This is a genomic window from Streptomyces sp. NPDC004111 (assembly GCF_042874215.1).
Lineage (GTDB): Bacteria > Actinomycetota > Actinomycetes > Streptomycetales > Streptomycetaceae > Streptomyces.
Genome location: NZ_JBIAMU010000001.1, coordinates 532255 through 547656, shown reverse-complemented (window position 1 = coordinate 547656; position 15402 = coordinate 532255). Strand labels below are relative to the sequence as shown.

Genomic DNA, 15402 nt, shown 5'->3' with positions numbered 1-15402 from the left:
CATGGGACGCGGCACACGCGGCAAGCTCAGGATCTACCTCGGCGCGGCACCCGGCGTCGGCAAGACGTACGCCATGCTCTCCGAGGCCCACCGCAGGGTGGAGCGCGGCACCGACTGCGTGGTCGCCTTCGTCGAGCACCACAACCGGGCCCGCACCGAGACGATGCTGCACGGCCTGGAACAGGTCGAGCGGCACCGGCTCGACCACCGGGGCGCCCGGTTCACCGAGATGGACATCGACGCGGTACTGCACCGCCGCCCGGCCGTCGCCCTCGTCGACGAACTCGCCCACACCAACGTCCCCGGCTCGCGCAACGCCAAGCGCTGGCAGGACGTCGAGGAACTCCTCGCCGCCGGCATCGACGTCGTCTCCACCGTCAACATCCAGCACCTGGAGTCCCTCGGCGACGTCGTCGAATCGATAACGGGAGTGCGCCAGCGCGAGACGGTGCCCGACGAGGTCGTGCGCCGCGCCGACCAGATCGAACTGGTCGACATGTCGCCGCAGGCGCTGCGCCGCCGCATGGCGCACGGCAACATCTACCGGCCCGACCGGATCGACGCCTCGCTCTCGAACTACTTCCGCCCCGGAAACCTCACCGCCCTGCGGGAGTTGGCACTCCTGTGGACCGCCGACCGGGTCGACGAATACCTCCAGGAGTACCGCAAGGACCACCGGGTCTCCACCATCTGGGGCTCCCGCGAGCGCATCGTCGTCGGCCTCACCGGCGGCCCCGAGGGCCGCACCCTGGTGCGCCGGGCCGTCCGGCTGGCCGAGAAGGGCGCCGGCGGCGAGGTCCTCGCCGTCTACATCGGCCGCAGCGACGGCCTCACCACGGCCTCGCCCAGGGAACTCGCCGTCCAGCGCACCCTGGTGGAGGAACTGGGCGGCACCTTCCACCACGTCATCGGCGACGACGTACCCCACTCCCTGCTGGAGTTCGCGCGCGGGGTCAACGCCACCCAGATCGTGCTCGGCGTGAGCCGCCGCAGATCCTGGCAGTACCTGTTCGGGCCCGGAGTCAGCTCCACCGTCGCCCGGGAGTCCGGACCCGACCTCGACGTGCACATCGTCACCCACGACGAGGCCGGGGCGGGCCGCCGGCGCGGTCTGCCCGCCGCCCGCGGCGCCCGCCTCGGCAGACACCGCACCCTCGGGGGCTGGCTCACCGGCCTGGCGGGGCCGTTCCTCCTCACCCTCCTCCTCAGTAGCGCCGCACCGGCCGTCGGGCTCGCCAACGACATGCTGCTGTACCTGGCCCTGACGGTCGCCGCCGCACTGATCGGCGGACTGTGGCCCGCCCTCGTGTCCGCGGTCGTCGGCTCGCTGCTGCTGAACTGGTTCTTCACCCCGCCCATCGGCCGCCTGACCATCAGCGACCCCGAGAACATCGTCGCCCTCGTGGTCTTCGTCGCCGTCGCCGTCGCGGTCGCCTCCGTCGTGGACCTGGCGGCCCGCCGCACCCACCAGGCGGCCCGGCTGCGCGCCGAGTCGGAGATCCTGTCCTTCCTCGCGGGCAGTGTGCTGCGCGGCGAGACCAGCCTCGACGCCCTGCTGGAGCGGGTCCGCGAGACCTTCGCCATGGAGTCCGTGGCCCTCCTGGAGCGGGAGAGCGACGTCGACCCCTGGAACTGCGTCGGAAGCGTCGGTTCCGTACGGGCGGCCCGCCCCGAGGACGCCGACGTCGAGATGCCCGTCGGCGACCACATGGCGCTCGCCCTCTCCGGGCGGGTGCTGCCCGCGGAGGACCGCCGGGTGCTCGCCGCGTTCGCCGCCCAGGCCGCCGTCGTACTGGACCGCCAACGCCTCGTCGGACAGGCCGAGGACGCCCAGCGGCTCGCCCAGGACAACAGGTTCCGCACCTCCCTGCTCGCCGCCGTCAGCCACGACCTGCGCACCCCGCTCGCCGCGATCAAGGCCGCCGTCACCTCGCTGCGGGCCGACGACATCGCCTGGTCCGCGGCCGACGAGGCGGAACTCCTCGAAGGCATCGAGGCCGGCGCCGACCGGCTCGACCACCTCGTCGGCAACCTCCTCGACATGTCCCGGCTCCAGACCGGCACCGTCACCCCGCTCGTGCGCGGCATCGACCTCGACGAGGTCGTCCCGATGGCGCTCGTCGGCGTGCCCGACGGCAGCGTCCTGCTCGACATCCCGGAGACCCTCCCCATGGTCGAGGCCGACAAGGGGCTGCTGGAGCGCGTCGTCGCCAACGTCGTGGAGAACGCCGTCAAGTACAGCCCGGACGACAGCGCGGTACTGGTGGCGGCCAGCGCCCTCGCCGACCGCGTCGAACTGCGCGTGAGCGACCGCGGTCCCGGTGTGCCGGACGAGGCCAAGGAGCGCATCTTCGAACCCTTCCAGCGGCACGGCGACTCCCCGCGCGGCGCCGGAGTGGGCCTCGGTCTCGCGGTCGCCCGGGGCTTCGTCGACTCCATGGGCGGCACACTGGCCGCCGAGGACACCCCCGGCGGCGGCCTCACCATGGTCCTCACCCTGCGCACCGGCACCTGCGCTCCACCGCCGCAACCGGACATCCCCGCGGCCAGGACACCGCGGGGAACCTCGTAGCGGGGCCCGCCCGTTCAGTTCACCCGGAACCGGAGCCGGCAGATCACCGCGTCGGTGTCCCGGCGGACCGCGTGGGCGACGACCGCACCGCGCTGGTTCTGCAGCAGCCGCTGCCAGAGGTGGGCGGGCTCGGCCTCGGGGATGAGCACGGTGACGCGGGTGCCCGGTTCCGTCTCGGCGAGCTTGTTCGCGTACGAGGCGATGGGACGCCCGAGCGTACGCCGGTCGGAGGCGAGCCTGATCAGGGGAACCCCCGGCTTCCAGAGCGCCCAGTCCCGCTCCAGCGCGTCGGCCGCCGCCCGGTCCTCCGGGTCCGCGTGGCAGACGGTCACCGCGTGCACCTCGTCGCCCAGCGAGACGGCCGCGCTCAGCGCCTCCCCGGTCAGCCGGGTCAGCGAGGACACCGGAACCAGTACCAACGAGCGCTGCCGGTGCGGGAGTTGCGGGATGCGCCCGAGTTCCAGGCGGTCGCCGATCCGCCCGTACGCCCGCCGTACCAGCTCGAAGACGGCGACCAGCAGCGGCAGGGCGACCACGATCAGCCACGCCCCGTCGTGGAACTTGGTGGCGGTGACGACGACCGCGCTGACCCCGGTGAGGAGCGCGCCGAGGCCGTTGAGCACCGCCTTGCCCGCCCAGCGCGGCCCGCCCACCGTGCGCCAGTGCAGGACCATGCCGACCTGCGCGACGGTGAAGCCGATGAACACGCCGATCGCGAACAGCGGCACCAGGGTGTTGGTGTCGCCGCCGGAGAACAGGAGCAGGGCCGCGGAGACCGCCGCGAGCGCGAGCACGCCGTGCCGGTGCACCTGGCGGTCCGCCTTCAGGCCGAAGACGTGGGGGAGACAGTTGTCGCGGGCCAGCAGCTTCAGCAGGACGGGAAGCCCGCCGAAGGAGGTGTTCGCGGACAGCGCGAGCAGCGTCATGGTGGCGAACTGCACAAGATAGAAGGCCCAGTTGTGGCCGAGCGAGGCGTCCGCGAGCTGGGCGAGGACGGTGACGCCCTCGACCGGCTGGAGGCCGAAGCGCGAGATGAGGACGGACAGCCCGATCAGCATGACGCCGAGGAGCACACCGAGCGCGACCTCGGCGTGCTGGGCGCGGCGGGCGGCCGGGGCACGGAAGGAGGGGACCGCGTTGGCGATGGCCTCCACACCGGTGAGCGCGGAACAGCCGGACGCGAACGCCTTCAGGAGCAGCAGGGCACCGACGGTGGTGGCGTTGCCGGCGAGCACCGAGGCGTGGCCCGCCGACGCCTCGACCGAGGCCGGGGCGTCCCGGAACAGTCCGACCACGATCATCGTCAGGATCGCGCCGACGAAGACGGCGGTCGGGACGATGAACGCGCGCGCCGAGTCGACGATCCCGCGCAGGTTCACGGCGGTGACCAGGACCAGGACCGCCAGGCACAGCCACACCCGGTCCGCGTACAGGGCCGGGAACGCGGAGGTGAGTGCGGCGACCCCGGCGGTCACGGCGACGGCCACGTTCAGTACGTAGTCCAGGACCAGGGAGGCCGCGGCCACCAGGCTCGTCCGCGCACCCAGGTACCGCTTCGCGACCGCGTAACTGCCGCCGCCGTCCGGGAAGGCCGCGATGACCTGCCGGTAGGAGGCCACCAGTACGGCGAGCAGCGCGGCGATCCCGAGGGTGACGGGCAGCGTGAACCCGAGCCCGTACCCGCCGGCCGCCGCCAGGACGAGGACGATCGCCTCGGGCCCGTACGCCACGGAGGCCATCGCGTCGAGCGAGAGCGCGGCCAGGCCGGTCACCGCGGTCAGCTTGTGCCGGTCCGCCGGATCGGCACCGGGCCGCCGTGCCGCGTCCGGATCAGGAGGTTCCGCACGGCCGCCCGACGGGTCGGGGGTCCGTGTCCGGCCGGCCGCCGACGGGCCGGGGGTCTGCGCACGTCCGGCCGGGGACGGGCCCTCGACGGAGGGGGCGGAGAGGGGGGTGGCGGGCATGTACGGGCTCCTTCGGTGCAGGTCCGCCCAGCATCGGCGCGAACACCGCGGCGACCGCGCCTCCTAGCGCCTTCTTGCCGGTCCGCCGCTCCGCTTTCACGCAACCTTGACGCCCGGAACCGTCGAGCCCCCTCCCTCCGGCCGTCCGCCTGACTAGGGTGGGCCCATGCCTGCAGACCACCGGCCACTCGCGCCCGGTCGCCGTGCACCGGCCCTCCCCGCCCCTGCCGGGGAGCGCGGAGCGCGGGGAGCGGCCCACGGTGCGGGAGCCCCGAACCGCTGGGCACTCCACCGCTCGGCCCCCCACCTGAAGCGCGTCATCGTCGTCCTGCTCGCCCTCGCCGCCGCGCTGATCACCACGGGCGTCGTCACCGGCTGGTTCTGGCTCGTGGGCGTCGGCGTGTGGGCGCTGATCGCCGCCTTCCTGCTCGAATTCACCTTCGCCCCGTGACCGTGACGACGACCGCGGTGTGAGCTGTGTCCCGAACCGGAGCAGGGACCTTCGGCCGGGGAATTCGTACGGGGGCGAGGGGCTTTGGACCCCGGCAAATGATCGATCAAAGGGTGTGCAATGGGGGAGACTCATCCACGTCAGTGATGCTGGAGTTCACCATGGCGACAGTGGAGAAGCGCGGATTCTGCACGTTGTGCAAGTCCCGCTGCGGCGCGGTGTTCACGGTCGAGGACGGACGGCTCACCGGCGTACGGCCCGACCCCGACCACCCCAGTGGCGCCGCCATGTGCCCCAAGGGCCGTTCCGCACCGGAGATCGCGCACAGTACGAGACGCCTCACGACCCCCCTGCGCCGCACCCGCCCCAAGGGCGACCCGGACCCCGGCTGGGAACCCGTCTCGTGGGACGAGGCGATGACCGAGATCGCCGCGAACCTCACCCGCATCGCCGCCGAGACCGGCCCCGAGTCGGTGGCCTTCGCGGTCGCCACACCCAGCGGAACCGCCGTCTCCGACGCGACCGAGTGGATCGAGCGCTTCGTCCGTCACTTCGGCAGCCCCAACACGGTCTACAGCGCCGAGATCTGCAACTGGCACAAGGACTTCGCGCACGCCTTCACCTTCGGCTGCCCGATCCCCCCGCCGGACTACGCACACGCCGACCTCGCCCTGCTGTGGGGCTTCAACCCGGCCAAGACCTGGCTCGCCCAGTCCGCCGCCCTCTCCGCCGCGCAGGCCACCGGCACCAGGCTCGCCGTCGTCGACCCGCGCCGCTCCACCAGCGCCCTGCGGGCCGACCACTGGCTGCGGGTGCGCCCCGGCACGGACGCGGCGCTCGCCCTCGGCATCGCCAACCTGCTGATCGGCGCGGGCGGTTACGACGAGGCGTTCGTGCGCTCGTGGACCAACGGGCCGCTGCTGGTGCGCCAGGACACCGGCCGGTTCCTGCGGGCGGACGAGCTGGCGGGCCCGGACACGGACACCGCGACCACCACGGACCCCGGCACCCACACCGGCTCCGGCACCCACACCGATCCCCGCACCCACACCGGCCCCAATGCCCCCGCGGGCGCCGCACCCTTCGTCGTACTCGACGCGTGGACCGGGCTGCCCGAGGCGTACGACACCCGGCTCGCCGCCGACCGCCCCGAACGGTTCGCGCTCACCGGCACGTACCGCATCGGCACCACCACCGGCCCGGTGACCTGCGCACCCGCCTTCCAGGAGTACGCGGACGCCTGCGCCGAGTGGCCCGCCGAGCGGGTGGCGCGTACGACCTGGATCCCCGAGCGGGAGATCCGGGCGCTCGCCGACGAGATCGGCCGGGCCCGCTCGGTCACCTATTACGGCTGGACCGGCGTCGGACAGAGCGACAACGCCGCGCAGACCGAACGCGCCCTGGCCACCCTGTACGCCCTCACCGGCTCCTTCGACACCGAGGGCGGCAACCACGTCGTCCCGCCGCCGCCCCACCGCCCGGCCAGCCACCTCGGACAGTTCGCACCCGAGCAACTGGCCAAGGCGCTCGGCCGCGACAAGCACCCGCTCGGACCGCCCGCCTCCGGCTACATCAACGCCGGTGACCTGCGCCGCGCCATCGAGGAGCAACAGCCCTACCCGGTCCGCGCGCTGGTCGGCTTCGGCTCCAACCTGGTGGTCGCGCAGCCCGGCTCCGACGACACCGCGCGCGCCCTGCGGGGCCTCGAATTCCAGGTGCACCTGGACCTCTTCCACAACCCCACCAGCAGCAGCGCCGACATCGTGCTCCCGGTCAACAGCGCCTACGAACGCGAGGCCCTGCGCTTCGGGTTCGAGATCGACCACCGGGCCCAGGAACAGGTCCAACTGCGCCCGCGCATCGTCGAACCGCAGGGCGAGTCACGCTCCGACACCGAGTTCGTCTTCGACCTCGCCTGCCGGACGGGCATGGGCGAGCTGTTCTTCGACGGCGACATCGAGGCCGCCTGGAACTGGCAGCTGGGCCCGCTGGGCCTGACGGTCGAGGAACTGCGCGACACCCCGGGCGGCGTCCGGGTGCCGCGCGAGAAGGCCCACCGCAAGTACGCGCGCCCCGCCCCGCCGGGACCGGACGTGCCCGACGGCGCCGTGACCGGGTTCAACACCCCCACCCGGCGCGTCGAGCTGTACTCCCAGCGGCTGCTGGACCACGGCTACCCGCCGGTGCCCCGGCACAGCGAACCGGCCGCACCCGACGACCGCTTCCCGCTCGTCCTCACCAACGCCAAGCACGGCTACTTCGTGCACAGCCAGCAGCGCGCGCTGACCTCCCTGCGCCGCCGCTCGCCGGACCCGTCCCTCGACCTCAACCCGCGCACGGCCGCCGCACGCGGCATCGGCGAGGGCCAGTGGGTGGAACTCGTCACCGCACGCGCCCGCATCCGGCTGCGCGCCCGCTTCGACGCGTCCCTGCACCCCTCGGTGGTCGTCGGCGAGTACGGCTGGTGGCAGGAGGCCACCGACCTCGCGCTGCCCGGCGCCGACCCGACCCACCCGCTCGGCAGCAACTTCAACCGGCTCGTCGACCACACCCGGACGGACCCGCTGAGCGGATCCGTACCGCTGCGGGGCGGTGTGTGCGACGTCCGGGCCCTTCCCTCCGACGGCACCTGGACCGGCACCCGCCCCTTCACGGTGACCGCGGTGACGGCCGAGGGCACCGGTGTGCGCACGGTACGCATGGCACCCGAGGATGGCGGCCCGCTGCCCGACTTCCGCCCCGGCCAGCACGTGACGGTCCGGCGGCACCCACCCGTCCGTACCGACGGCGACACCGGCACCGGAGCCGACGCGTCGGCGGCCGTCGAGCGCAGCTACTCGCTGATCGGCGCCGCGACCGACCCGCACCGGACCTCGTACGACATCGCCGTACGGCACGTCCCCGCGGGCGTCTTCTCCACGTACGTCCACGAGCGGCTGAAGCCCGGCGACCGGGTGCTGCTGTCCGCGCCGCGAGGAGTCTTCGGGCTGCCCACGGACACCGACACCCCGGTGGTGCTGCTCGCGGGCGGCATCGGCGTCACGCCCTTCCTCGGCTACCTGGAGACCCTCGCGGCGACCGGCGGCACGGTGCCGGAGGTGGTGCTGCACCACGGCGTCACGAACGGGACCGACCACTGCTTCCGCGACCGGCTGCGCGCACTCGCCGACCGCATCGGCCAACTGCGGGTCGTCGAGCACCACTCCGAGCCCGCCCCGGGAGACCTGCCCGGCCGGGACTTCGACCGGCCCGGCTTCATCGGCGTCGACGACATCGATCCCGCCCTCTTCGACCGGCGCGCGCGGTTCTACCTGTGCGGCCCCGAACCGATGCTGGAGGCGCTCGGCGGCGCGCTCCGGCAGCGCGGGGTGCCCCGCTTCGAGATCTTCAGCGAGCGGTTCCGGGCCGCACGGCACGAGGTGCACGTACCGCGGGACGCCCGCTTCACCGTGCGGTTCGCACGCTCCGGACGCGAGGTCGAGTGGACCGAACCGGCCGGCACGCTCCTCGAACTCGGCGAGCGGGCGGGCGTGCCGATGGCCAGCGGCTGCCGGGTCGGCCAGTGCGAGAGCTGCGTGTGCACCCTGCTCCGGGGCGAGGTGGCACACCGTGTGACGCCGTCCGACGACCTGCCGGAGACTGAGGTGCTCACCTGCCAGTCCGTGCCGATGTCGGACGTGGTGCTCGACGCGTGAGACAGGGGCGGCGGCAGGCCCCCGGCGTCACGCCGCCCCCCGGCCGGTGCTCATGTCCGGCACGTGCCGCCCCGGCCGGTGCTCATGTCCGGTCGGACACCGGCGGCGTGGCGTCGCGGCCCTCCGGGACGCGCCGGGCCGGGGAGCGCAGCGCGGGGGCGAGGGCCGCCGCGGCGAGCAGCAGGACGAGAACGCTGATCAGGGCGTGGCGCAGCCCGAGGTGCTCCCCGAGGAGGCCGAGCGCCGGCGGGCCGACGAGGAAGGCGAGATAGCCGGCCGTGGACATGGCCGCGACCCGTGCTGCCGCGTGCCGGGGATCGTCACCGGCCGCGGAGACGGTGACGGGAAAGCCGAGCGAGGTGCCCAGGCCCCACAGAACGACGCCCGCGGTGGCGAGAGCGGGATCGGAGAGGAAGACGACCAGCGAGAGGCCCGCGGCGGCGCTCAGGGCACTGGCGCGCAGGACCGCGGCACGGCCGAAGCGGACGAGGAAGGGGCCGCCCAGGAACCGCCCGAGCGTCATCGAGGCGGCGAACGCGGTGTAGGTGAGCGAGCCGACGGTGGCCGAGGTGCCGTGCCCGTCCACCATGACCAGCGGGAGCCAGTCGTTGGCGGAACCTTCGGCGAGCGCCATGGCCAGGACGATGACGCCGATCAGGGCGAGCCGCCGGTCCCGCCACACCGTGAGCTGCTGCTTCCAGCCGCCGGAGCGCCGGTCCGCGGGGTCCGCCTTGCCGGTGCCGTACGGGATCGAGGTCACGGCCCACACGGAGACCGCGGCCAGCAGGACGGCCACGCCGAGCAGGTGCCGGCCGACGGGGAAGCGTACGGCGGCCAGGGCCATGCCCAGCAGTGCGCCGACGACCGTGCCGAGGCTGAAGCAGCCGTGCAGGACCGGCAGGACCGGCCGCCCCATCCGGTGTTCGAGCGCGGCACCCTCGATGTTGAAGGCGACCTCGGCGAGTCCCAGGCCCGCCCCGAACAGGGCGAGCCCGCAGAAGACACTGGCGGGCAGTGAGGTGGCGGCTCCGGCGGCCACCACCGCGAGGCCCGCCACGACGAGTATCGCCCCGACGCGGATGACGGGCCGCCCGCCGTGCCGCGCGACCATGCCGCCGGAGGCGAGCACGCCGACCATGGACCCGGTGGACAGTCCGAACAGGACGAGTCCCATGGCCCCGGTGGACACGCCGAGTTCGTCGCGGATCGCGGGCGTGCGCGACACCCACGAGGCCATGCCCGCCCCGGCGACGAGCATGAAGGTGAACAGGGCGGCACGCCAACGGCGAGTGGTCGCGTCCAAGTTGATCGTCCTCACAGGTGGAGCGGGGCGGGACCGGCGGCGGCCGGACCGACCGGCCACCGGCCCGGCGGGCGGCGCGGAATCCCCGGACGGACGGCGCGGGAATCCCTGAAGAGTACGATCGTACATTCGCGAGTGTACGATCGTACCCATGAACGACTACTTCGCCGGGGACCCCCGCAGCCAGCGCGAACGCATGCTCGCCGGAGACCCGTACATCGACGACGACCCGGTGAACGCCCGCGAGCACCAGCGGGCCGCACGCCTGGCCACCGCGTACGCGACGGCCTTCGCCGAGGACGCGGAGGCGGCCCGGCCGCTGCTGGCGGAACTCGTCGGCAGCCTGGGCGAGGGCGCGGAGATCAGGCCGCCGCTGTTCGTCGACTACGGCAGCCACCTGCACGTCGGCGCGGGCACGTTCGTCAACTTCAACCTCACCGCGCTGGACGTGGCCCCCATCACCATCGGCGAGGACTGCCAGATCGGCCCGAACGTACAGCTGCTGACCCCCACCCATCCGATCGACCCGAAGCCGCGCCGGGACGGGATCGAGGGGGCCGAGCCGATCGCCATCGGCGACAACGTGTGGCTGGGCGGCGGCGTGATCGTGCTGCCCGGGGTCAGCATCGGCGACAATTCCGTGGTCGGAGCGGGGTCCGTCGTCACCAAGGACATCCCCGCGGACGTGGTCGCCGTCGGCAATCCCGCCCGGGTGATCCGCTCGATCCAGGACCCGGCCGGTCCCGCCCAGGCCACCTGACAACCTACGGAGAACCGATGGCCACCGGACGCACCGATCCGCAGCGGCGTGACCGCATCATCGACGCGGCACTCGACCTCATCGCGGACGAGGGCGTCGCGGGCATCTCGCACCGCAAGGTGGCGGCCAGGGCCGGGGTGCCGCTCGGATCGATGACGTACCACTTCCAGAGCATGGAGGAACTGCTGCGCGAGGCGTTCGGCCGGTTCGCCGCCACCATCGTCGCGCTCTTCGAGGAGCGGCTCGGCGCTGCTGGCGACCCGGACGAGGCCCGCGCCGCCGTCGTCGACCTCGTGCACGACCTCTCCAGCGGCGACCAGCGCCAACTCGTCCTCACCCACGAGCTGTACACCCTCGCCGCCCGGCAGCCCGCCTACCGGGAACTGACCCGGGCGTGGATGCGCCGCAGCCGCGACATCCTGGAACAGCACTTCCCGCCGGACACCGCCCGCCAGCTCGACGCCCTGATCGAGGGCCTCTCCCTCCACCGGGCCCTCGACACCGAGCCCCACGACCGGGCTCTCACGGCGGAGGCGGTCGCACGGATCACCAGGGCCGGCTGACCGGCCGCCCGGCGCACCGACGGACTCCACGGGCCGGTGCGTGCGGAGCCCGGGACGGCGCGAGGTGCGCCGGGCCCGGCCGGCCGGGCGGTGTGTGCGCGGTCAGCCCAGCCGTGCGGTGTGCTCGCGGGCGGACTCGGTGGCTCGGGCCAGGGACTGCCGGTCCGACTCCTCGGCCAGCGGGATCAGTTCGGCCATGGCGGGGTTGACGGCGGCCAGGGTGAGTTCGCGCGTGATGACCTCGACCTCCAGGCCGAGCGCGTCGCCCAGCACCTTCCGCAGGTAGTTGGTGTCGAACTCGAAGCCCGCCCGCGGCGTGCCGGGCTGGTAGGAGCCGCCGCGCGAGGACGCGATCACGACGCGCTTGCCGGACGGCGCCACGCCCTCGCCGAAGGTCCGCCCCGCCAGGATCACGTGGTCGAGCCACGCCTTGAGGGTGGAGGGGATGGCGAAGTTGTACATGGGCGCGCCGATCACGATGACGTCGGCCTTCTCGTACTCGGCGATCAGCTCCGCGCGCAGCGGCGGGACCGACTCGGCGGTCGCGGTCGCGGCGTCCAGGTGCGGTACGGGGTGGGCGGCCAGGTCGCGGTAGATGACGTTGCCCTGCGGGTGCGTCTCCTCCCAGGTCCGGCGGAAGGCGTCGGTGAGCCGGCGGGAGCCGGAGTTCTCCAGGGGGAAGAGGGACGAGTCGATGTGCAGCAGAACGGCCATGGCGAATGCTCCTCGGGACACGGGGGTGCGGCAGATGCGCGGCAAGCGGGCGTGCGGGTGCACGGGCGCGGTGTTCCGGCGCACGGACGGCGCCGTACAGCAGCTCTGTCAGCTGCTTACGAAAACACAGTAGCGCACTTTTCCGCAGTGTCTAAGGGGTGGCCGTTACCATGGGCGCATGACACAGGAGCATCGGGACGCGGGGCAGTGCGCGGCGGCGGGCGGCGCGGTCGAGCGCGTCTTCGCCCTACTGGGCAAGCGCTGGAACGGCGTGATCCTCGCCAGCCTGATGAGCGGCCCCGGACGCTTCGTCGAACTGCGCCGCGCCGTCAGCGGAATCAGCGAACGCGTGCTCTCCGACCGCCTCGCCGAACTCGCCGCGGCGGGTCTGGTCTCCCGGGAAGTGGACGCCGGCCCGCCGACCCGCGTCTCCTACCAGCTCACCCCCGCGGGCGAGGCGCTGCGCCCGGCCCTGGACGAACTGGGCAACTGGGCCGAGCAGTTCCTCGGCGCGGGCGAGGAGGGCGGCTGCCCCGGCATGCGGGAGCCGCGGGCGATGGAGTCCCGGAGCGGGTAACTCCCTTCTGCGGCAGCCGAGTTGCCGCTGTGGTGGGGCGGAGGGGTGGCGGGTGCGCGCGGGATCGCGTGCGGGTGGGGCGCCCGCGCCGTGCCGCCGCGGATCCGCCTTGTGTCCCGCTGGGAGTCCGCCTCGTATCCCGCCGCGAATCCCCCTCGTATCCCGCTGGGAATCCCGCCGCGAACGCCGTCTCGCATCAGAGAAAGGCGGCCCTCCCGCTCATTGCCGAGAAGGCCGCCGCCCCCTCACCGGTTTCTCGGTTCGCGGCTCCCGGCCCGGTTCTTCGCGGTGTTGCGGATCTTCCTCGTGGTGCCCGACTCGGCGAGCAGGGCGAGTACCGCCGGTGACGTCGCCTTGTCGGCGAGGCGGCGCTGCATCCAGTGCGTGGCCTCCGCCAACTCGTCCCGCGTCGGCACACGGCCCTCCTCGACGGACAGATGGAGCAGCCAGTCCTCGATGCGGCGGCGGACGAACGCGCGGTGACCCTCCACCGTGAGCCGGTCCGTCTCCGGCAGCAGTTCGGCCGTCCAGCGCCGGAACTCCTCGGGACCGGACGACTTCAGCGCGATGCTGTCCACGAGGGCGACCACCGCCGTCCTGGCCCCCGACTCGTAGGGGTCGCGCACAATCGCGGCCACCGTCGCCCGGTCCCGGTCGCGGCTCCGTGCGGCGGCGGTCACCGCGATGACACGCAGGTACGCGGCCACCCGGACGTGCTCGTCCGCGACGGCCTCGTCGATGTCCACGTCGAGGACGGCGGCCTCGGCCAGCAACGCCGCCAGGTCGTCGTGCAAGGTCAATGCTTCGTCCCTCCCGCCGCGCCCGGACTCCCCGGCGCGGGCATCCTCCCCCCGCCCGCGCGCCGGCACAAACGAAATAGCTCCCTGCCAGTGCCTTCCTGCCGGGTGGTCAGGACGGCTGGAGTTCGTCGAAGAGGGCTATCGCGTCCTCGGGGTCCGGGCCCACGAGGCGTTCCAGGCCGGCCGTCGTGATCCTCGCCCACCGGCCTGCCCGTGCCCACATCCGTTCCTCGAAGGCGCGGACGGTCTCGTCCAGGTCGCCGTCGCCGAGTGCGGCGACGGCCTCGGCGAGTTCGGCCCCCTCCAGCATCGCGAGGTTCGCGCCCGCCCCCAGCGGGGGCATCAGATGCGCGGCGTCGCCCAGCAGTGTCACGCCGGGGACGTGCGCCCAGGTGTGGGACACGGGCAGGGCGTGGAGGGGGCGGCTGGTGAAAGCGGTGCCGTGGCGGAGGAGGTCGAGTACGGGCGCGGCCCAGCCGTCGAACAGGGTGAGCAGCCCCGACCGCACCGCCTCGGCGTCCGCCGGGTCGGCGGCCGGGCCGGATGCCGGGTACCGGTCGAGGGGGGCGCGGAACTGGGCGTACGCCTTGACGTGCCCGCCGCTGTTGCGCTGGCCGACCAGGGCCCGGTTCACGCCGAACACCGCCACCGAACCGTCGCCGACCAGCCGGGCGATACCGGGGTGGCGGGTGTCGACGTCGTCCAGGGAGGTCTCGACGTAGGTGACGCCCGTGTAGTGCGGTGTCACCGGCGATACGGCGGGGCGCACCCGGGACCGGGCCCCGTCCGCGCCGACCACGAGGTCGAAGGTCTCCTGCCGCCCGTCCGCGAAGCGGACCAGCGTGCCGTCCCCGGTCCCCGGCACCACCTGGGTCACGCACCGCCCCCACTGGACGTCGAGCGGGCCGAGCAGCAGATCGCGGAGCTGCCCGCGGTCGATCTCGGGATTGGCCCGCTCGCCGGGACGGGGCTGCCAGTCGCGCAGCACGGTCCCGTCCGTGTCCAGGATGCGCAGGGCCTGCCCCTCGGGGCGGGACAGTTCGTGGAACGCGGCCAGCAGCCCCGCCTTCGCCAGGGCGAGCTGGCCCAGTCCTTCCTGGAGGTCCAGGGTGCCGCCCGGTGGGCGGGCCGCGGCGGAGGAGTCGCGTTCGAGGACGGTGACGTGGTGTCCGTGACGGTGCAGGACGCGGGCGAAGGCCAGGCCGCCGGGACCGCTCCCGACTACAGCGATGCGATGTCTCATGTCGATACACTGTATTTTCCCGATGCGGTGTATGGCAACAGTAGGGTGTGACCATGACTGTGTGGGACCGCCCCGAGCCGCCGAACCGCCCCGTGCCCCTCGACCGGGAACGCATCGTCGCCGCCGCCGTCGCGCTGGCCGACGAGGGCGGACTGGAGGCGGTCTCGCTGCGCAAGGTCGCCGCCCGGCTGGGCGCGGGACCGATGCGGCTGTACGGATACATCGCCACCAAGGAAGAGCTGTTCGACCTCATGGTGGACGAGGTCCAGGCCGAGATCCTGCCCGCCGGAGCGCCCGGCGACTGGCGGGAGGCGCTGGGCGCCCTCGCCCGGGGAACCCGGCGAACCGCGCTCCGCCACGAATGGCTGGCCGACCTGCTCGGCGGCCGGCCGGCCCTGGGCCCGAACGGCCTCGCCGTCGCCGAGGCCACGCTGGCCGCCCTCGACGGCGCCACCGACATCGACACCGCCATGCGCGCCATGGAAACCGTCGGCGCCTACTTCACCGGCGCGATCAGGCGGGAGATCGCCCGCCTGCGGGCCGAGCGCACCACCGGCCTGACCGAGCACGAATGGCAGCGCGCCTCCGGCCCGTACCTGACGAAGATGCTGGCCACGGGCGACTTCCCGGCACTGGGCAAACTCGTGCACGACGGTGCGGACGTGGACCCCGAAGCGTCCTTCGAGACCGGCCTGGAATGGGTGCTGGACGCCGTCGCCGCCCGGCTCGCCCCGCCGCGCACACCGTAGGCTCCTGCCCT

At 73.4% G+C, this 15402-nt stretch carries 12 protein-coding genes; 7 read left to right on the top strand and 5 right to left on the bottom strand.

Features of this window, described 5'->3' with window-relative positions; genetic code table 11:
- The first annotated feature begins 1 nt into the window (after position 1).
- A complete protein-coding gene (locus ACFYVL_RS02415) occupies positions 2–2572 on the top strand; it encodes a DUF4118 domain-containing protein (protein ID WP_389240885.1) in 2571 nt (856 codons plus the stop codon).
- 14 nt (positions 2573–2586) lie between these two features.
- Here the strand turns inward: ACFYVL_RS02415 and ACFYVL_RS02410 are convergent, their stop codons facing one another.
- Positions 2587–4536 carry an amino acid permease gene (locus tag ACFYVL_RS02410; RefSeq protein ID WP_389240884.1) on the bottom strand — a complete coding sequence of 650 codons (1950 nt, stop codon included), beginning with the start codon at positions 4534–4536 and terminating at the stop codon, positions 2587–2589.
- A gap of 166 nt (positions 4537–4702) precedes the next feature.
- Here ACFYVL_RS02410 and ACFYVL_RS02405 point away from each other — a divergent pair, with 166 nt between their 5' ends.
- On the top strand, positions 4703–4987 hold the full coding sequence (locus ACFYVL_RS02405; RefSeq protein WP_389240883.1) for a hypothetical protein: 285 nt from the start codon (positions 4703–4705) through the stop codon (positions 4985–4987).
- A gap of 161 nt (positions 4988–5148) precedes the next feature.
- The gene (locus ACFYVL_RS02400) at positions 5149–8682 is read left to right on the top strand and encodes a molybdopterin-dependent oxidoreductase (protein WP_389240882.1); all 3534 of its coding nucleotides are present in this window, start codon (positions 5149–5151) and stop codon (positions 8680–8682) included.
- 82 nt (positions 8683–8764) lie between these two features.
- Here ACFYVL_RS02400 and ACFYVL_RS02395 read toward each other — a convergent pair whose 3' ends face one another.
- Positions 8765–9940, bottom strand: coding sequence for an MFS transporter (locus ACFYVL_RS02395; protein WP_389241301.1), 1176 nt, complete (start codon positions 9938–9940; stop codon positions 8765–8767).
- Between the two features lie 196 nt (positions 9941–10136).
- Here ACFYVL_RS02395 and ACFYVL_RS02390 point away from each other — a divergent pair, with 196 nt between their 5' ends.
- Positions 10137–10745, top strand: a complete 609-nt coding sequence (locus ACFYVL_RS02390) for a sugar O-acetyltransferase (protein WP_389240881.1) — start codon at positions 10137–10139, stop codon at positions 10743–10745.
- A gap of 17 nt (positions 10746–10762) precedes the next feature.
- Positions 10763–11308 (top strand): TetR/AcrR family transcriptional regulator, encoded by a 546-nt coding sequence (locus tag ACFYVL_RS02385; RefSeq protein ID WP_389240880.1) that lies wholly within the window; start codon positions 10763–10765, stop codon positions 11306–11308.
- Between the two features lie 102 nt (positions 11309–11410).
- On the opposite strand, the gene ACFYVL_RS02380 is transcribed toward ACFYVL_RS02385, so the two are convergent.
- Complete coding sequence (locus ACFYVL_RS02380; RefSeq protein WP_389240879.1) at positions 11411–12022, bottom strand: FMN-dependent NADH-azoreductase; 612 nt, start codon at positions 12020–12022, stop codon at positions 11411–11413.
- Positions 12023–12200: 178 nt separating this feature from the next.
- Here ACFYVL_RS02380 and ACFYVL_RS02375 point away from each other — a divergent pair, with 178 nt between their 5' ends.
- Positions 12201–12599, top strand: a complete 399-nt coding sequence (locus tag ACFYVL_RS02375; protein WP_389240878.1) for a winged helix-turn-helix transcriptional regulator — start codon at positions 12201–12203, stop codon at positions 12597–12599.
- Positions 12600–12844: 245 nt separating this feature from the next.
- Here the strand turns inward: ACFYVL_RS02375 and ACFYVL_RS02370 are convergent, their stop codons facing one another.
- Both ACFYVL_RS02370 and ACFYVL_RS02365 read right to left on the bottom strand, forming a co-directional pair.
- Positions 12845–13399 carry a hypothetical protein gene (locus tag ACFYVL_RS02370; protein WP_389240877.1) on the bottom strand — a complete coding sequence of 185 codons (555 nt, stop codon included), beginning with the start codon at positions 13397–13399 and terminating at the stop codon, positions 12845–12847.
- A gap of 109 nt (positions 13400–13508) precedes the next feature.
- A complete protein-coding gene (locus ACFYVL_RS02365; RefSeq protein ID WP_389240876.1) occupies positions 13509–14642 on the bottom strand; it encodes an FAD-dependent oxidoreductase in 1134 nt (377 codons plus the stop codon).
- A gap of 53 nt (positions 14643–14695) precedes the next feature.
- Here ACFYVL_RS02365 and ACFYVL_RS02360 point away from each other — a divergent pair, with 53 nt between their 5' ends.
- Positions 14696–15391 (top strand): TetR/AcrR family transcriptional regulator, encoded by a 696-nt coding sequence (locus ACFYVL_RS02360; protein ID WP_389240875.1) that lies wholly within the window; start codon positions 14696–14698, stop codon positions 15389–15391.
- Positions 15392–15402 lie beyond the last annotated feature (11 nt).